This is a genomic window from Cryobacterium breve (genome assembly GCF_004402375.1).
Lineage (GTDB): Bacteria > Actinomycetota > Actinomycetes > Actinomycetales > Microbacteriaceae > Cryobacterium > Cryobacterium breve.
On the sequence record NZ_SOGJ01000007.1, the window covers coordinates 109,806 to 127,365 of the forward strand.

At 66.0% G+C, this 17,560-nt stretch carries 19 protein-coding genes; 14 read left to right on the plus strand and 5 right to left on the minus strand.

All coding sequences use genetic code 11. From position 1 onward, the window contains the following. Positions 1 to 4 precede the first annotated feature (4 nt). Complete coding sequence (locus E3O65_RS16950; RefSeq protein ID WP_134362122.1) at positions 5 to 868, minus strand: alpha/beta fold hydrolase; 864 nt, start codon at positions 866 to 868, stop codon at positions 5 to 7. A 234-nt stretch (positions 869 to 1,102) separates the two neighbouring features. Between E3O65_RS16950 and E3O65_RS02205 the strand changes: the two genes are divergently transcribed. From E3O65_RS02205 to E3O65_RS02215, 4 genes are all read left to right on the plus strand, one after another. Further along, positions 1,103 to 2,128 carry an aggregation-promoting factor C-terminal-like domain-containing protein gene (locus E3O65_RS02205; protein ID WP_241985826.1) on the plus strand — a complete coding sequence of 342 codons (1,026 nt, stop codon included), beginning with the start codon at positions 1,103 to 1,105 and terminating at the stop codon, positions 2,126 to 2,128. Further along, entirely contained in the window at positions 2,076 to 2,492 is a 417-nt protein-coding gene (locus tag E3O65_RS17060; protein WP_241985825.1) for a DUF222 domain-containing protein, read from the plus strand. The genes E3O65_RS02205 and E3O65_RS17060 overlap by 53 nt, the downstream gene beginning before the upstream one ends. Before the next feature lie 6 nt (positions 2,493 to 2,498). After that, a complete protein-coding gene (locus E3O65_RS17065) occupies positions 2,499 to 2,783 on the plus strand; it encodes an HNH endonuclease signature motif containing protein (RefSeq protein WP_277870451.1) in 285 nt (94 codons plus the stop codon). Positions 2,784 to 2,859: 76 nt separating this feature from the next. Next, complete coding sequence (locus tag E3O65_RS02215) at positions 2,860 to 3,210, plus strand: TM2 domain-containing protein (RefSeq protein WP_134362123.1); 351 nt, start codon at positions 2,860 to 2,862, stop codon at positions 3,208 to 3,210. 17 nt (positions 3,211 to 3,227) lie between these two features. Here E3O65_RS02215 and E3O65_RS02220 read toward each other — a convergent pair whose 3' ends face one another. Together E3O65_RS02220 and deoD are read right to left on the minus strand one after the other, a co-directional pair. Beyond that, a complete protein-coding gene (locus E3O65_RS02220) occupies positions 3,228 to 4,634 on the minus strand; it encodes an MFS transporter (protein WP_134362124.1) in 1,407 nt (468 codons plus the stop codon). Beyond that, the gene (gene deoD / locus E3O65_RS02225; protein ID WP_134362125.1) at positions 4,634 to 5,344 is read right to left on the minus strand and encodes a purine-nucleoside phosphorylase; all 711 of its coding nucleotides are present in this window, start codon (positions 5,342 to 5,344) and stop codon (positions 4,634 to 4,636) included. The genes E3O65_RS02220 and deoD overlap by 1 nt, the downstream gene beginning before the upstream one ends. 89 nt (positions 5,345 to 5,433) lie before the next feature. Between deoD and E3O65_RS02230 the strand changes: the two genes are divergently transcribed. Then, positions 5,434 to 6,225 (plus strand): GntR family transcriptional regulator, encoded by a 792-nt coding sequence (locus tag E3O65_RS02230; protein ID WP_166785622.1) that lies wholly within the window; start codon positions 5,434 to 5,436, stop codon positions 6,223 to 6,225. 46 nt (positions 6,226 to 6,271) lie between these two features. Here E3O65_RS02230 and E3O65_RS02235 read toward each other — a convergent pair whose 3' ends face one another. After that, entirely contained in the window at positions 6,272 to 6,844 is a 573-nt protein-coding gene (locus tag E3O65_RS02235; protein WP_134362127.1) for a helix-turn-helix domain-containing protein, read from the minus strand. 48 nt (positions 6,845 to 6,892) lie between these two features. On the opposite strand from E3O65_RS02235, the gene E3O65_RS02240 reads away from it, so the two are divergent. The 5 genes from E3O65_RS02240 to E3O65_RS02260 all read left to right on the plus strand — a co-directional run bounded on the left by E3O65_RS02240 (position 6,893) and on the right by E3O65_RS02260 (position 10,517). Beyond that, positions 6,893 to 7,768, plus strand: coding sequence for a class I SAM-dependent methyltransferase (locus E3O65_RS02240; protein WP_166785623.1), 876 nt, complete (start codon positions 6,893 to 6,895; stop codon positions 7,766 to 7,768). Continuing rightward, positions 7,765 to 8,709 (plus strand): NAD(P)/FAD-dependent oxidoreductase, encoded by a 945-nt coding sequence (locus tag E3O65_RS02245; protein WP_134362129.1) that lies wholly within the window; start codon positions 7,765 to 7,767, stop codon positions 8,707 to 8,709. Before E3O65_RS02240 ends, E3O65_RS02245 begins: the two co-directional genes overlap by 4 nt. Positions 8,710 to 8,724: 15 nt before the next feature. Next, the gene (locus E3O65_RS02250) at positions 8,725 to 9,189 is read left to right on the plus strand and encodes a methyltransferase family protein (RefSeq protein ID WP_134362130.1); all 465 of its coding nucleotides are present in this window, start codon (positions 8,725 to 8,727) and stop codon (positions 9,187 to 9,189) included. Positions 9,190 to 9,282: 93 nt separating this feature from the next. Further along, the gene (locus tag E3O65_RS02255; protein ID WP_134362131.1) at positions 9,283 to 9,768 is read left to right on the plus strand and encodes a thioredoxin family protein; all 486 of its coding nucleotides are present in this window, start codon (positions 9,283 to 9,285) and stop codon (positions 9,766 to 9,768) included. Next, positions 9,768 to 10,517, plus strand: coding sequence for a cytochrome c biogenesis CcdA family protein (locus E3O65_RS02260; protein WP_134362132.1), 750 nt, complete (start codon positions 9,768 to 9,770; stop codon positions 10,515 to 10,517). Before E3O65_RS02255 ends, E3O65_RS02260 begins: the two co-directional genes overlap by 1 nt. 14 nt (positions 10,518 to 10,531) lie before the next feature. On the opposite strand, the gene E3O65_RS02265 is transcribed toward E3O65_RS02260, so the two are convergent. Continuing rightward, positions 10,532 to 10,837 (minus strand): hypothetical protein, encoded by a 306-nt coding sequence (locus tag E3O65_RS02265; RefSeq protein ID WP_134362133.1) that lies wholly within the window; start codon positions 10,835 to 10,837, stop codon positions 10,532 to 10,534. A gap of 100 nt (positions 10,838 to 10,937) precedes the next feature. On the opposite strand from E3O65_RS02265, the gene E3O65_RS02270 reads away from it, so the two are divergent. The 4 genes from E3O65_RS02270 (at position 10,938) to E3O65_RS02285 (ending at position 17,305) form a co-directional block, all read left to right on the plus strand. After that, positions 10,938 to 12,440, plus strand: coding sequence for a DUF3375 domain-containing protein (locus tag E3O65_RS02270; protein ID WP_134362134.1), 1,503 nt, complete (start codon positions 10,938 to 10,940; stop codon positions 12,438 to 12,440). Continuing rightward, on the plus strand, positions 12,433 to 13,197 hold the full coding sequence (locus E3O65_RS02275) for a DUF4194 domain-containing protein (RefSeq protein WP_134362135.1): 765 nt from the start codon (positions 12,433 to 12,435) through the stop codon (positions 13,195 to 13,197). The genes E3O65_RS02270 and E3O65_RS02275 overlap by 8 nt, the downstream gene beginning before the upstream one ends. Beyond that, on the plus strand, positions 13,194 to 16,586 hold the full coding sequence (locus E3O65_RS02280) for an ATP-binding protein (protein WP_134362136.1): 3,393 nt from the start codon (positions 13,194 to 13,196) through the stop codon (positions 16,584 to 16,586). The genes E3O65_RS02275 and E3O65_RS02280 overlap by 4 nt, the downstream gene beginning before the upstream one ends. Positions 16,587 to 16,747: 161 nt before the next feature. Next, the gene (locus E3O65_RS02285; protein ID WP_134362137.1) at positions 16,748 to 17,305 is read left to right on the plus strand and encodes a hypothetical protein; all 558 of its coding nucleotides are present in this window, start codon (positions 16,748 to 16,750) and stop codon (positions 17,303 to 17,305) included. Positions 17,306 to 17,560: the final 255 nt, after the last annotated feature.

A 17,560-nucleotide genomic window follows, 5' to 3' on the forward strand; every position in this document is an offset into this window, starting at 1 on the left:
CCACCTAGACCGGCGCGGTGCCCGTGCTGCTGATGTCGGTGCTGACGTCGGTACTGGTGCCCGTGCTGCTGATGTCGGTGCTGACGCTGCCGTTCTGGCGGAAGAACTTGATCGCCGTCTCCCGAAAAGCGCGTGACGTCGGGGCGTTGAAGTGGTTGCGCCCGGGGATTTCGAAGAACTCGCCGTTCGGCGTGGCCGCGGCCAGCGCTTTGGAAGCCGGGAGGATGCTGTCCTTGCTCCCGGTGGCGAAGAGCACGGGCTGGGCCGGCGAATTCTCGGGCCCGGGCTGGGGGCCGCCGCGCATGCCCTCGACCAGGGCCACGAGGGCCTTGAGGTCGTTTCCGGGTAGTGCGCGGGCCATGGTCAGGTAGGCGCCGGTGAGGCGGTCGTCGACCTCGGTGCCGTGCTCGATGTGAGCGCGGGCATCCGTTACCTTGAAGCGTTTGAGGGGGTCACCATCGGGGATACCGCCGAGTACGGCCATCGTGATGCGGCCTTCCAATTCGCGGGCGGCCTGCCAGCCCACCCGGGCGCCGAGAGAGTATCCCGCGTAGCAGACCTCGTCGAGCAGGTAGGCGTCGAGAACCTGGAGCACATCATCGACCAGCGCCTCCATCGTGTATTCGGCGGGGGAGCGGGGCTTGTCACTCAGTCCGTGCCCGCGCTGGTCGATCGCGATCACGTGGAAGCCGGCGCGGACGAGATCCCGGGTCCAGCCGGTCACGTGCCAATTGGTGAGCGCGCTGGAGGCGAAGCCGTGTACGGCGAGCACGGTGGGGGTGCTCGGATCACCGAATTCGTAGGTGGCAAGATTGACGCCGTCGGTCGAGTAGACGAAGCGGTGCGGAGGAGCGGTGCGTGTTGACATCACCCACTATCAGACCACGAAGCCGGACCCCACGTGCCCATCCTTTTTTTGTCCACCGATTTGGTGAAAGGGCAAGCCCTCCACCTCTCCTATCGGCACTTTGCCAGCTTTAACTGAGGATTTATCCAGTAATCCCGTGCAGTCTTGCAGCTTCGCCCGGTCGGGACCCCGTCCGTGGAACGTCGAACAAGAACCGTGAGCGCAGCCGCACGAGCGATTCGCCCTGTGAAAGTCATGCCCAACTCATATTCGTCTTCTCGTAAGCCCGACCCTCTCAACGACCTGATCCCCAGTTCAAACCTTGATTCCGGCACCACCTTCACCGACGCGACCGCCACTTTGGGCGCCGATATCGGGTTCTCCCGCCACCGGGAAGCGCGCAGCAGGCGGTTGCGCAGCCGTCTTCTGATGGTCGGTTCCCTCATTGCCGTCAGCGCCGTCGTGGTGAGCGGATTCTCTGCCCAATCCGCGGCACAGGCCGCCGCAGCAGACGAAAAGGAGCGCATCGCCGATACCGCTGTGATGGCCACAGCCACCGGCCCTCACCCCGAGCAGGCAGGCAGTCTCGACGGGGTCGTCCCGGCCCATGCGTCCGCGAGTGCGCGCACTACCCTGGCGGGCGCCACCAGCGTGATCGCGGCGGCCCAGGGCAAGGCGGATGCGTCAGCGCTCTCGAGCTCTGTCGCTTCCCTCAGCGAGTACACGCTCCTTGCCCCTGAACGGGTCTTCGACCTGGTCGACCAGGTCAAGGCCGAAAGCGCAGTCGTGCAGGCTTCAACGACCGAGGCTGACCGCGTGGCCGCGGAGCAGGCTGCCGCCGCTGCCAAGGCCGCTGCCGAGGCCGCCGCTGCCGCCGAGGCTCAGGCCGCCGCTGCGGCGAAAGCCAGAGCAGCCGTTCCCTCGGCCGAGGCACCGGCCCCTGCAGCTCCCGCGCGCCCGGCCGCCCCGGCCAGCCCGAGTGGGGCCCAGGCGATCGCCCGGGACATCATGGCGGCCCAGTACGGGTGGGGAGGTGACCAGTTCGGATGCCTGGTGAGCCTCTGGAACAAGGAGTCAGGCTGGAATGTGAATGCCTACAACGCCTCAAGTGGTGCCACGGGAATCCCGCAGGCCCTCCCCGGCAGCAAGATGGCGTCGGCCGGCGCCGACTGGGCCACCAACCCGGCGACTCAAATCACCTGGGGTCTGGGCTACATCGCCGGTCGCTATGGAACCCCCTGCGGAGCCTGGGACCACTCCGTCTCCGCGGGCTGGTATTGACGGTCTGGAGTCCGGCCGTTCGCGGCTGGCCGACTCCACCAGCCTGCAGGGCCCCGACGAGTCCCGAACCCTGGCCCAGCTGCGAGCGGATGCCTTCGCGGCACTCCTGATCGACGGTGTCACTCGCGCGGGGCTCGGCCGGGGCATCCGTGCCACCGCCACTGTGACGGTGCCCGTGCTCACCCTCCTCGGTCGCGGCGACGAGCCGGGTCACCTCGAGGGGTGCGGTCCGATCGACCCCGAGACGGCCCGCGAGCTGGCCGCCGGTGCCCCGAGTTTCACCCGCATCCTCGTTCACCCCGAGACCGGGGTCATGCTGTCGGTGGGTCGAAATCAGTACCGCGTGCCGAAAGACCTCCGGTGACTCCTCTTGATCCGAGACGAGACCTGTCGATTCGCCGGCTGCAACCGGCCGGCGGCCCGCGCCGAGATGGACCACACCCACGACTGGCAGGCGGACGGGACCACCCGCTACGACAACCTCGCCAGTCTCTGCGCGCCCGACCATCGGTTGAAGACCCAAACCAACTGGACGGTGACCCAGTCACCCGGGGGCGGGCTCCACTGGACTGCGCCCAGCGGCCTCCACTACCGATCTGATCCGGCGATTCCCTTCGAGCCTCCGGGCGATGTTGTCGATCCGCCGCCCTTCTAGGGTCGTTGATACCGGGACTTTCGGTTGGGGTCACAATGTCTTGTGAAACTCCCTCATCGACAAGGAGATCCTCACCATGATCGACGACCAGAAACCACGCTACGCACCGGCCGGGCCGAGCACCGCTCATGCGTTCGCGCCACCGAAGTCATTCGTGGCCACGTGGCTGTTCGCGTGGATGCTCGGCTTCCTCGCACTCGACCGTTTCTATCTCGGCAAGGTGGGCACCGGTCTGCTGAAGCTGTTCACCCTCGGTGGTTTCGGACTCTGGTGGCTGATCGACCTGATCCTGGTGCTCGCGGGGGCCCAGACCGACAAGAACGACCGCCCGTTGGCTGGATACGAGGAGAACAAGAAGCTGGCCTGGATCGTCACGGCCGCGGTCTTCGTGATCTCCGCGGTCTCCTCCGCTGTCACGAGTATGTGAACAGAACAGTCGTTCGGTCAGTGGCCTCCGGGCGTGGTCGTCTCGGTGCCCTGGCGTTCCAGAACGCCGACGAAGACGCGGTAGAGCACCAGCCCGAGGGCAGCGACCCCCGTGAGAATCAACAGTATCGACCCGTACGAGGATTCCTGGTCGGAGCCGGTGATGCCGCGAAGGAGGTTGGGCTGCAGTTTCATCAGTGCTGCGGTGTAGGCGATCCCGACCGGCACCGCGATGTTGATGGTGAGGTTGTAGAAGCCGATGGCGATACCGGTGTTCTCGACCGGTACTCGCAACACGGCAGTCGACACGAGCGGACCATACATCAACGCAAAGCCCATCCCGAACAGGATCATGGAGATCACGAAAATGCCGATCCACTTGCCCACCAGCAGAGCCGGAATCAGCATCGCGACCACAATCACGATCAAGGCGATCGTGATTGCCTGCTTGGAGGTGAGCACCTTGGCGATCTTGCCGGTTGCGGTGCCGACGATCACTGCGGCGACGTATCCGGGGATCAACAGCAGGGAGACTTCGCCGAGGTTGTAGTCGTACACGTCAGAAATCAGGAATGAGAACAGGAAGGTGTACCCCAGCTGCACCGAGTAGGTGACGAATACCACAATGATCATCAGTGAGTACTGGGCGTTGGCGAAGAACGCGCTTGTGATCACGGCGTTGTCGTGGGTCCGGATGTGCCAGATGAAGAGAACCAGCCCCGCGAAGACCGGCAGCAGGTACAACGCGTTGAAGTTCTGCATGAACAGGATGACCCCGGTTGAGAACACGGCGATCAAGAAGAGGCCGAACACATCTACGCGGCTGCCGCCCGTCGTCTCCTTGGAGACGGTCCGCAACACGACAGGGATGGCCAGCAGGGACAGAAGCGCGACCAGGAAGAATGCAGCCCAGCCGATGTAGGTGGCAATGAAGCCGCTGCCCACTGTGCCGATCAACAGGGACAGCTGGAAGGCCGCGGTGCTGAAGCCCAGATACTTCTTCTGCTCGTCGCCCCTGAAATGCTTGGTGACATAGATCACGTAGAGGGTCTCGGCAGCCGCCAGGCCTGCGCTCTGAATCAGGCGACCGACCAGGATCAGCCAGAAGTTGCCCTGAAAGATGAAGCCGACAAGTGACCCGATCGTCATCACGATGATCGCGAAGATGATGAGTTTCCGGATGCTGATCGAGTCGGCGAGTGCGGCGTAGACCACGGCCCCGATACCGATCAGAATTCCGGCCAGAGTCGCTTGCAGGCTGACGGTGTTGACCGGGAGGTCGAGGCTATCCGCCAGCGCCGGCGACATGAACTTGAAGCCGTTGTCCAGCACCAGCGAGAATACGAAGAGGAACAGCAGAACGGGGACGGCACGGCTCGGTGTGAAGGCCTTGGCCGGAACTGTGGCTCGGGTTGCGGTGCTCATCAGGCCAGTTCCAGTGCAATCTCGATCATTGCGGTGAAGGCGGTTTGCCGTTCCGCCGGGGTGGTCTTGGCGTTGGTGACGATCTGGTCGCTGACAGTGAAGATCGCGAGCGCATCGACGCCGGCGGCTGCGGCATTGGCGAACAGCCCGGCCGACTCCATCTCGACGGCCAGGATTCCCATCTTCATCCACCTGCTCAAGGCCTCAGGATCGGCGCTGTAGAACACGTCGGAGGAGAGGACGTTGCCGACGTGGGTGCGGTGACCGCGCTCGTCGGCGATTCGCTTGGCCTGCTCCAGTAATCGGTACGATGACAACGGTGCCCACTGACCGGGCAGTTTGAACTGGTCAAGATAGTTGGAGTCGGTCGACGCGCCCTGGGCGATGACAACGTCATAGAGGTCCATGTTCTCCTGCATTGCGCCGCAGGTACCCACGCGAATCAGGTTCTTCACCCCGAAGTGGTGGATCAGCTCGTAGCTGTAGAGCGAGATGGAGGGGATTCCCATGCCCGTTCCCATGACGGACACAGGCCGCCCCTGATACGTGCCGGTGAAGCCCAGCATGTTGCGCACTTCGTTAAAGCAACGAATGTCGTCGAGATAGGTCTCGGCGATGAATTTCGCTCGCAACGGATCGCCGGGCAGGAGGATTGTTTCGGCAATCTCCACCCCCTGTGGATCAATGTGCGGTGTGCTGGTCGTGGTCATGGTGACTCCTTCGTCTGGGCTGCAGTATGAAGTTACACCTCTAAAGTTACATGTAAAATGTGATAGCGTGGGAGCGACAAGGAGGTCTCGTGAAGACCCGTTTGGATCCCCCCACGTTCTTGCGACAGCAGCTCCACCTTGCGGTCGGTCAGCCGATTCGAGTCGCCGTTTACACGCGCCTTGCGGATGGGATCCGCTCCGGCGTGTTCCGGCTCGGCGAGATGCTGCCACGGGAGACAGAGCTCTCTGCCCTGCTCGGTGTGAGCCGCACGCCGGTGCGCGAGGCGCTGATGCTCCTCGAAGAAGACGGGTTGCTGGTCACCCGTCGCGGAGTCGGGCGATTCGTCACGGACTCCATCCCGCACGGCGGACTGGAGCAGTTGCGGCCACTTGAGATCGCTTTGGCTGACCCGAACATGACGCTGACCGTGCAGCCCGTGCGCTTCGAGTTGGAGGGCTTCACAGACTTCGTGTCCAGCCGGCTCGCGCTCGACCCGGCTGCCAATGCTTGGATCCGCGAGAGTGTCCTGCTGCACGACGGCCTTCCCATGGCCATTGTTCAAGAGCATCTCCCCGCTGGGCGCTACCTCAGCGATGTGAGCGCGCTGATCGCATCCGAACTCCCGAAGATGGCCACCGAACCCCGCACGCTCCTCGCTTCCATGCAGGCGAACGGCCACGTCTTCACCAACGGAATGTGCCAGATCGTCGCCACCAACGCAGGCCCCACACGAGCGAACCTGCTGAACATCGAGCCGTCAGTGGCGGTCCTCATCCTCACCCAGACAGCGGAGCTCGGCGGAACGCCGCTCTACGCCGCGAAGTGTGTCGTCGCACCCGGTCACGGGGCGCTGTCGATAATGCAGCACAACCCGAACTAGTCGGCGAAGCACCCGAGGCTGGTCCCACGGCGCGCTGTGTGACCCATCACGTGTGGCGGTGGCCGGGCAGGTGCGCGCGTTCACCGTCGTGGTCGAAGATCGTCAGCATCTCCGCGGGCCCGTCGTGCGCCTCGATCGCATGCGGGGTCATCGTGGAGTATTCGGCTGCCTGTCCCTGGCGCACCAGGATCGTCCGTTCTCCGAGCCGCAGCCGGATGGTTCCGCTGAGCACAGTGAACCACTCGTGGCCGGGGTGCACTTGCGGCTCGCTGCGCGCGCGGTCGGCCGTGATACGCATTTTGGCCACCGTGACGCCGCGGCGATCTCGCTCGCGCGAGAGTAGCCACACGGTCGATCCGGCGGTCGTCTCGGGCTCGGGGCGGATGACGACGTCGTTGTCTCCCTCCGGCTCAACGAGCTGGTCAAGCGTTGTGCCCAGGGCCGAAGCGATGGGCACGAGCTGGTCCAGGGCGATGCGGCGGTGACCGGTCTCGATTCGACTGAGCGTCGAGGGCGATAGATAGCAGCGGGTGGCGAGAGTATCGAGTGTCCAGCCTCGCGCAAGTCGCAGGCCGCGGATGCGTTGGCGGACAACATCGTCGATCACATCTTGCGTCATACGCAAAAGACTATGCCATTGACGAATTGCGCGCCTAACGTGATCATCATGACCCACACCCACATTTCGGATCCCCACCCGCACCACGAACGGCCCGGCCACAGCCCTGCCCTGAACCACGATACCGACCTTGCCGAGCTTCTGGACCTGGACGCCGCGCTCGGCGCCCCGGTGCTGGTGGAGGCAATGGACGCCGCGTCGGCAGTGCTGGGCACCGCGCCCCGCCGCGCCGTCGACCTCGGCGCCGGAACGGGAACCGGCACTCTGGCTCTCGCGACCCGCTTCCCTGACGTGCTGATTCACAGCCTGGACGCTTCCCCCAAGATGCTGGACCGACTCAGTGCCGCAGCCGCGAGAGCAGATGTCGCCAACCGCGTCGAGACGCATCTGGTCGACCTCGATGGCGACTGGCCCTCCGTGTTGCCGGGCCCGGCGGACCTCGCCTGGGCCGCACTCTCGCTGCATCATGTGACGGATCCGGCGCAGGTGCTGCGTCAGGTGATCGGTGCGCTGCGACCCGGCGGTGTGCTCGTCGTCACCGAGTTCACCGGTGGGACGAAATACGAACCCGCGGACCTGGGCACCGGCCGCGACGGCCTCGGCGAACGCCTTGTGAGTGCACTCGCCGCGCATGGCTACCCCGTCACCGCTGAATGGTCGATGGCCCTCAGCTCGGCCGGATTCACCTCGGTCCAGCGCCTCGAGTCCGCGCTCACCGCCTCGGCTCGCACACCCGACGGCGCTCGCTACCTCGCGGTTCAGCTGACCCACTACCGTGCCCTGCTCACCGATGACCTGCCTGCCGACGACCTCAGCGCGCTGGACGTCACGATCGCCGCGCTTACGGCCGGAACATCGGAGCTCGGCCTCACCTCCGGTCGCGCCATCTGGATCGCTGTCCGACCGGACGGTGCCGACCGATGACCGACGAGCTGCGGGCGGATGTCGTAGTCGTCGGCGGGGGAGTCGCCGGCCTGGCGGCCGCTGTTGCGCTCAGCCGTTCGCGACGAAGCGTTGTCGTCGTCGACGCGGGCGAACCGCGCAATGCCCCGTCCCACGGCGTGCACAACGTGATCGGCCAGGAGGGAGTTCTGCCCCTCGAGCTTCTGTCCCGCGGCCGGGCCGAGGCCCAGGCCTACGGCGTGCGAATCGTGACCGGGCTCGTAACCGGTGCGTCCGGAATGCTTGACGACTTCACCGTCGAGGTGCACGGCGGCGTGCGCCGCGTTCGCGCCCGCCGCGTTGTCCTCGCGACCGGGCTCGTGGACGAGTTGCCCGCCGTCCCCGGCGTCGAGGAGGCCTGGGGTCACAGCGTGCTGCACTGCCCGTACTGCCACGGTTGGGAGGTGCGCGATCAGCGCGTCGCGGTGCTCGGTCGAAACGAGAACGCGCTGCACCAGGTCATGCTGTTTCGTCAATTGAGCGATGACGTGACACTTTTCCTGCACGATGCGCCGGAACCGACCGACGAGCAATGGGAGCAGCTTGCGGCGATGGGAGTGGGCGTCGTGACGCCGCGGGTCGAGCGTCTGGTGGTGGAAGGCTCGCAGGTCAGAGCGGTCGAGATCGAGGGCGGACGGTTGTTCGAGATGGACGCCGTCGTGGTCGCGCCGCAGTTCATCGCACGGACCGAGGTCTTCGAAACGCTCGGGGGTGAGCGCACGACGACACCCTTCGGCGAGCAGCTCGCGGCGGACCCGCGGGGGATGACCGCGGTGCCGGGTGTCTGGGTGGCCGGCAATGCCAGTGATCCCATGGCGATGATTGCCGCTGCGGCCGCATCGGGAGTGATGACGGGTGCCGCGGTGCACGGCGACCTCGCCGTCGCCGATCTCATGCAGGCCGTGCGTGAACGGGCTAGATGAACGTAGCCTCGAGCCATGAAGCGTGCGCTAGCGATTGCCCTGGTGTCGGTCCAGTTCCTGTTGCTGCTGGCTCTGGCGTTCCTGCCCCACGGCACGCTGTGGTCGGTGAACCTCGGCGTTGTCGTGGCCGCGATCCTGCTTGCCAGCGCCGGTGCGGTCATCGCCGTGCTCGGAGTGCTCGGCCTCGGGCCGGCCCTCACCGCGAGCCCGATCCCGCGGGAGCACGCACCCCTGGTCACCGGTGGCATCTACGGCCTCGTGCGCAGCCCCATCTACACCGGACTGATGGCCGGCGGCCTCGGCCTGGCTCTGATCGGCAGCTCAGTTTGGCACGTCACGGCCTGGCTCGCCCTCGTGCTGCTGCTGGCCGGCAAGGCACGCTGGGAAGAACGGATGCTCGTGGCCGAGCACCCCGACTACGTCGCCTACGGTGCCCGCGTCGGTCGTTTCCTGCCTCGGGTCGGCCGGCTGAAGCCGTAAGCAGTCCGTAACACCTGACGGTCCCGCCATCGACAACGATAGGAATCGCAGTGACGAGTCGATCTCGGTGAAAACCGTGGCCAAAGGATCCCAATGAACTTGCACAAGATCGCTGCCACGCTGACCCTGACCATCGCGGTGTCCGTCGGAGTGAGCGGCTGCGCCGGCAGCATGGCCGGCCCCCAACCCGACGGTCAGGCCGACGGCCAGGCAGGTTCGTCTGCCAGTCCCGCCACGCCGGCAGCCGGCGAGGCGTCCACCCCTGCGGTGACCCCCGGGGCCTATATCGACTATTCCGACGGAATCATCGCGAAGACTGAGGGCACCAAGGTGCTTTTTTTCCACGCGTCCTGGTGCCCGAATTGCCGGGCACTGGAGAAAGACATCAACGCGGGTCCGATCCCGGCCGGGCTCACCATCATCAAGGTCGACTTCGACAACTCCGCCGACCTCCGCCGACAGTACGGCGTCACCCTGCAGACGACCGTTGTCTACGTCGACGACGACGGCTCCGAGCTCGGTAAGGCGATCCTCGCCGAAGATCCCAGCGTCGACGCCCTCATCGCGGCTGCCCCATAGTGGACGGTCTGCTCCTGGTCAGCCTTGCCGCGGGCATCCTGACCGTCGCTGCACCCTGCGTGCTGCCGCTCCTGCCCGTGATCGTGGGTGGATCGATGGTGAGCGAGGATGCCGATCCGGGTCGGGCACGGCTACGACCGCTGGTCATCGCCGCCTCCCTCGCCGTCAGCGTGGTGGCGTTCACGCTCCTGCTCAAGGCAACCACGGCGCTGCTGGGCATTCCTCCGCAGGTGTGGCAGATCATTGCCGGCGGCATAGTGGTTCTGCTGGGCCTGAACCTGCTGGTCCCCGCGTTGTGGGAGCGGGTTTCAACTACTCTCGGCTTGCAGCACCGCAGCAACCGCGCACTGGACGCGTCGATCGGGCGACAGAGCCTCGGCGGGGATGTCCTCACGGGGGCGGCGCTCGGGCCGGTCTTCAGCAGCTGCAGTCCTACCTACGCGCTCATCGTCGCGACCGTTCTGCCGGTCTCCTTCGGCGAGGGGCTCCTGTACATCGTCGTCTACGCGACCGGTCTCGCGGGCACGTTGATGCTCGTCGCCTACCTCGGTCGGTCCTTTGCCAGACGACTGGGCTGGCTGGCCAACCCCGCGGGCTGGTTCCGCAGGGCCGTCGGCGTGGCTTTCATTCTGGTCGGGATCGCCGTCTTGTTCGGCCTCGACAAAACGCTGCAGTCCTTTGTCCTTGACCTCGGCTGGTACGACCCGATTGCCGGGCTCGAGGGGATCCTCCGCTCCTCGCCCTCGTAGTCAGACCGGTCCGACTAGACCAGGACCAGGACCAGTCGCATGGCGACAGCCAGAACGGCCGCTCCGGACAGCACCAGCGACGCGAGCACCAGCCCGCGTCCGCGGGCTCCGGCCGGGATGACACCGTAGGCCCGGAGCGAGAGGGAGAGCCCGATCAGGGCCGCGAACAGGGCGGGAAATGGCAGCAGCGCCGCGAGGATGACGCTCACGACCGATACCCAGAAGCCCGTCACCCGGCCGGGCGTCTTCGACCAGTCGAGCTTGGGCGCCCCGAGTTTGAGCAGGTTGTTGCCCTCCATGTTCGCGCGCGGGTCGGTCACTCTATGCTCCTTCGGCTTGTCCTGACAGTCTCACACGCCGCGTGCCTGGTCTGCACGCCGGTGCGACTACCCTTGAGGAGGCCCGGAAAGGAGCTTCTAGATGAGCGAGCTTGCGGGCGAACTTGCGCGGGTGCGCGAAGCCTTCGACAAACCCACCCTGCGCCTGCTGGACCGCAAGTGGGCGCCGTTCGTGCTCTTCGTGTTCAAGTCTTCTTTCAGCCGCGACCGGCGCAGTGTGCAGGCAGATCTGCTGCACACCCAGGTCGACGCCTACCTCGCCGACCTGCGCTCGGTCGGCAGCGACGTTCCCGGCAAGACCGGCCGCGCCCTCTGCGTGCAGTGGATGAACGACCAGTGGCTCTACCGCGAAACGGGGGAGGGCGACGAGGAACACTATTCGCTCACGTCGCACGCTCTGGAGGCGCTGCTCCTGGTCGAGAGCCTGTCCCGCGACCGGGCATTGATCAGCGAATCTCGTCTCACCACGATCGTCGACACGGTGCGGCACCGTGCCACGCAGGCCAACCCTGACCGGGAGGAGCGTATCCGTCGACTCGACCAAGAGATCGCCGAGAAGACCGCCGAGCGCGATCGCCTCGCGGCCGGCGGGGAGATCGCGCCCGTCTCGAACGAGCAGATGCACGAGGGTTACGCCAACCTGATCGACCTGATCAGCCAACTGCCCAGCGACTTCAAACGGGTCGAGGAATCCGTCGCCGCCATGCACCGTCAAATCGTCAACGACTTCCGCGGCGAGGAACGCCCGATCAGTGAGGTCCTCGATGAATACCTCGCCAAAACGGATGCCCTGATGACGTCGACCCCGGAAGGCCGGGCTTTCGAGGGGGCGTTCACGCTGCTCCGCAACGACGATCTTCTGCAGGAGCTCAAAGATGACCTCGAGACGATCCTGCTGCACCCCTTCGCCCTCGAACTCAGCTCCACCGACCGCCGCGGCCTGATGGGCACCGTGCGCCTGATCCGCAAGGGAATCGACGATGTGCTCACCCAGCGCAACGGGCTCACCACCACCTTGCGCGAGCACATCGTCAACCACGATGTGGTCAAGGACCGGGAACTCGAACGCCTGCTGCGCGAGATCAACAAGGAACTGGCCACCTGGATGAAGACCGCTGGACCTCGCTCCACGGTCACCGCCGAGCTCATGCCGGGAACACTCGACGTCGAACACCTCCGGGAACGCTTCTACGACCCCGGCGCACACCGGGCCCCGCCTGCGCTGCAGGATGTCTCCGACGATGCCCCTCTGCCGCCGAGCCTCGACGAGATGCGTCGGCAGGGCGGCCCACTGCTGGGGGAGCTACGCGACGCGATCCTGACAGCCTTCAGCCACGGCGACGCCGCATCCGTCGGCGACGCCTTCAACGACCTGGATCCCACCCTGCGACGGCCGGTCGAAATCCTGGGGATGTTGCAGATCGCCACCCAGATCGACGCGGTCAGCCGGGCGCAAACCCTGGAGCGCTTCGAAACCGTGCGACCGGACGGCTCCACCCGCAGCTTCGCGGTGCCCCGAATCCTGCTCAACGACGACGAAACCGCGGCGCTGTCCGCCCTGAACTACGGATCTGACCATGACTGACGAGCCCACTACCGACGAGCCCACCATCGGTGAGCCCACCATCGACGAGCCCACCATCGACGACTCACCCAGCTTTTCCCTATTCGAGGGCGATGAGGGTGGGCTCACGGTGGAGCAGCGGCGCACCCTGGTGCTGCTGCTGAAGCACCGTTACATCTCTGCGGCGCTGCAGCCGGCCGAGTGGCAGACCCTGCTCTTTTCAGAGAGCCTGCTCAAGTCGCGCCTGAACGATATGTTCCTCGACCTGCACATCGACCTGCACTACGAGGTGGCGTTCAAACGGCAGGCGGTGGCCGAGGGCGGCGACCGGTTCCCCACCCTGCTGCACGATGTGTCCTACACGCGCGAGGAGACCATCCTGCTGGTGCTGCTGCGCCAGCGATTCCGCAGCGAGCGGGCGAACGGCCAGGACATCGTGATCGTGGACCGGGAGAACCTGGTCGAGAACGTCGGGCATTTCCGGCCCGATCATGCCACCGACCGCTGGGGCGACGCCCGCAGGGCCGCGGCCGCGGTGGACGCCCTCGCGAAGGCGCGGGTGCTGCTGAAGACGAGCGACCCTGACCGGTTCCGCGTCTCCGCCGTGATCGAGGTGCTGCTGCCGGTCGAACGGCTGAGTGAGCTCCTGGAGTGGCTGGTCAGCCAAAACGTCGATCCCGACTCGTCCTTCGAGAAGACCGGCCACTCAGAACTCCACGACCTGACCGAACGGTCTGACCTCGCCGATATCGTCGCTCTGCCGGAGGCCCTCGCATGACCGATTCCCCGCTGTTCTACGTTGACGGCCTGACTGAGGGCACCACCCAATGGCGCGCCGAATCGTTCCAGATGGTCAACTGGGGTGGATTCCAGGGACACCACGAGGTTGCCTTCGCGCCGACCGCCACCCTAGTGTCCGGGGCATCCGGAACCGGCAAGAGCAGCTTGCTCGATGCCTACCTCGCCTTGATGATGCCCTCGGACACCCCGTTCAACGGAGCGTCCAACGACGCCGGCTCGGGCCGCGCGCGCAGCGCCGACCAGCGCAGCCTGATGACTTATCTCAAGGGCAAGACCGACGCCAACCGGGAGGCAGGCACGGGGGAGCTGCAGGACCAGGTGCTCCGCGGCGCCCACGAGTCCACCTGGGGTGCCCTGTCAATGACCTTCATCGACGACAACCAGCGCCGTTTCACCGTGCTGCGGGCCTACTTCGTGCCCCGCGGTGGCACCCGGTTCGCCGACGTGACCATGAAGATGGCCACGATCGACGGCTACCTCGACCTGCGCGACCTCGCTGAAGTGACCGAATCCCGATTCGACAAGCGCGCCCTGAAATCCCGGTTCCCTGAACTGGATGTCTTCGACACCTACGCGGCGTTCGCCCAGACGCTCTATACCCGCCTGGGCATCGGCGCCAACGGTGAGGGCGGCAAGGCCCTCCGGCTCCTTGCGCGCATCCAGGCCGGCCAGCAGGTCAAGACGGTCGACGGACTCTACAAGTCGATGGTGTTGGAGGAGCCGGCCACCTATGCCGCGGCGGACAAGGCCGTCGCCCACTTCGAAGATCTCGAACGCTCCTACGGGGCCATGGTCGCCGAAGCGCAGAAGGCCAAGGTGCTTGAACGCCTGCCCGACCTGCACAGCGCTTACGAGGCGGCCACCGACAAGGCCGACCTGATCGACACCTTCGGCGTGCACCGCTCGGGCGACACCCCCTTCGTGCTCTGGCAGCTGCGCACCGAGCACACGCTGCTCGAGGGAGCCGCCGACGCCAACCGGCTGCAGCGCCGCGATACCCAATTGCGCCGAACGGCGGCACGGGATGCCGAAACCGAATTGAAAGTGCGCGTCGCCGACCTGCAGCGCCAGCAGCGCGAGAACGGTGGTGACGTTCTCGTCAGCCTGCAGAACGATCTCGGGCAGCTCGCCGACAGACGTGATGACGTGGCCGCCGAGCGGGCGAAGTTCGGCGAGCGGGTCCAACTCCTGCAGCTGGACATCGCCTCCGTCGACGACTTCGGCCGGGCCCGGTCCGACGCTGACAAGTTCCTGGCCGCTTTCTCCGCCGCGGAGACCGACGTGGAGAGTCGGAGGAGCGACCTGCAGCGCACCATGTACCCCGTCGAGGAGAGCCTTCGCGCCCTGAAACAAGAGCGCCAGTTCCTGTCCGGGCGGGCGAGTCTGGTTCCCCAGCACCTGCACAGCGCGCGCCTGCTGATCGCCGAGGCATCGGGCATCCCCGCCGCGGAACTGCCCTTCCTGGCCGAGCTGATCGACCTGGCCCCCGGCGAAGAGGCCTGGCGGCAGGCGGCCGAGGTCACCCTTGCCTCCGTCTCGCGCGTCATGCTCGTCGATGAGACCCGACTGCGTGCGCTCAGCCTGGCCATCGACCCGCTGCGCATCCCGGTGCGCATCCACTTCGAGGGGGTGCCGCTACGCGCCCACCAGGAGATCGACGGCGACCCTCGCTTCGTCTCGGGCAAGCTCGTCTTCACGGAGTCACCCTTCAGCGGCTGGGTGCAGGAGCGTCTGCAGGCGTCCAACCTCGATGCGGAGTGCGTCGCCACGGCGGCCGACCTCGTCGGGGACGGTCCACGGGTCACCCCCAGTGGGCAGACCCGCAACGGCTCCCGTGGCGCCCACGGCTGGAATAGCGACCAGAAGTCGATCATCGGATTCTCCAGCCGCACCCGCCTGATGGATATCGACGGCGAGCTGGCCCGCCTGCGACTCACGGCCGACACCCTGGCGCGTGAGGCATCCGTTCTCGGTTCGAGCCTGGCCGACCTGCGAGCCCGCAATGCGGCGCATCGGTTCGTCGCCGACGCCGTCTGGTCGGCCATCGATGTGGCGACCGCGGACGCCCGTATTGCCGACAAGCAGTCCGAACGTGAGCGCGTCCTCGCCGACAGCGACGTCTTGCGGGCGCTGAAAGACGAGGAAGAGCGCCTGGCCGCCGAGCTGGAGGCCGCCCAGAAGCGGAAGCACGCCACCGAGGGTGCGCTGCAGGCCCTCGTGACCGAGCAGGGGCGGATCGTGGACCGGCAGGATGCCGTCAGCAGCCGGCTCGATCGCATCGACCGTGACCCGGAAGCCGCCCTGCAGCTGTCGGAGGAGCACGCCATCCACCTCGACGCCCAGTTCGCGGCCGTCGCCGACCAGCACGACCTCGACGCGTTCGACGGGGCCATCAAACGACTACGCGAGCGCCTGATCGAGCAGTCCAGCCAGGACCGGGACAGCGCCGCGGGTGCCCGCAACGCCCTGATCGGAATCTTCGAGACCTTCCAGAGCCGCTGGCCTGACCCCAATATCGGCGTCTCGCTTGATTCCTACACGAGCTACCGGGACATCCTCGACGCCGTCTACACGCTCGGCCTGCACGAGCGCCGCCAGGAATGGAAGCGCCGCCTGGCCCTCTGGAGCGGCCAAGACCTGGTTCCCCTGGTCGGTGCCTTCACCACCTCCATCGAGGAGATCGAGGATCGACTCCGTCCCATCAACGAGATCCTCACGACCCTGCCATTCGGCGCCGGGCGCGACCGTCTTCAGATCACGCTGCGCCGCCTGCACCGCGACGATGCCACCGCGTTCCGCAAGGAACTCAAGGCGCTGTCCTCGGGATCCACGGATGCCTTGGCCGACGAGCAGACCGAGAGCCGTTTCGCCCGGCTGCAGGCCTTCATGGGTCTGATCCGCCGGGCCGCCGACGGGTCGCGTCAGGAGGCCACGCGTGACCTGCTGCTCGATGTGCGTCGCCATGTGGAGATCACCGCCGTGCGCACCACCCCTGAGGGCGTGGAGGTCAGCACTTATTCCTCTCTCGGCGGCAAGAGCGGTGGCGAGTCCCAGGAGCTGGTGGCTTTCGTCGTCGGAGCAGCCCTCCGGTTCCAGCTCGGCGACGAGAGCCGCACTCGGCCGCGCTTCGCGCCCGTCTTCCTTGACGAGGGGTTCGTGAAGTCGGACTCCGAGTTCGCGGGCCGGGCCGTGGCCGCGTGGAAGGGGCTGGGCTTCCAACTCATCATCGGCTCCCCGCTTGACAAGGTCACGGCACTCGAACCGCACATGGAACTCGTGCTCTCGATGACCAAGAACAACACCACGGGGTTCTCGTACGTCACCCCGCTCTCCTCGCCACAGCCGGTTCTACGACCCACGCCCTAGGGTCGCGCACTGTCGGCACCGAGTTCAACCATGTGGCGTCGACCAGGACCGATCCCCTGCTGAACCTCGCGACCGGTGCGGCACTGGTCCGTGCCGCACCGGTCGGCGTCGCCCTGGCGAAGGCCCTGATTCCGGGGCGTCCGCCCGGTAAGATTTTTAGGGTGACCGCTATCAGGATCATCGTCGACGAGGGGCTCAGAATCGCGCTCTCCGCCGTGCGCATGGCGGTCAAGAACGACATCATCGTGGGAGCGCTCGGCGAGCATTCGGACTACGACCCGGAGCACTACGCGGCCATGGCCCGGCACGAGCTGCACCTGCTGACTCGGCAGAACGAGGAGTACGCCCTCCGGGTGAAGAGAATGCGCAAGGAGCTGGTGAAATCGCGGTGGACCTCCGACCTTACAGACGATCAGCAGCACGACATCATCCAGCTCAGGCTGCGCCGACGCGTGCACGAGAAGCTCGCTGACGCCCTCAAGGTCGTGGCCGCCGACGACGACAAGGTCGCGCGTCTCGTGCAGCGGGCCCAACGGGCCGCGAGTGATGAGGTCAGCGACGCGGTGTCCTCACGCCTGATCACTTTGAACATCGATAGGCGGGATCCCGACTACGAGGAGCTCCGGGCGGCGCGCACCGAGGTGTTCCTGCACATTGACTTCGCCCTGCTGAAACTCAAGCACGACGCCGAGAGCGACGTATCCGCCAGCGACTACTGATTCCGTCTCAGCTGCGGGAGAAGAGCCGCGCGAAGAAGCCGGGGGTCGGGGCGTCCTTCTCGTGGCCGCGGCATCGCTGAGCCCCCGGAACGCCTCGCATCACCTGGTCGACGTGCTGACCACAGCCGGCCCAGGTCGTTTTTCCGCACTTCTTACACGTAACTTGACGGCACATCCGTAGATCCCTTTCGTTGGACTCGTTTGCCAAACATACCCCATGGGGTATCAGTTTCGCATTCATGCCGGCGCCGGACG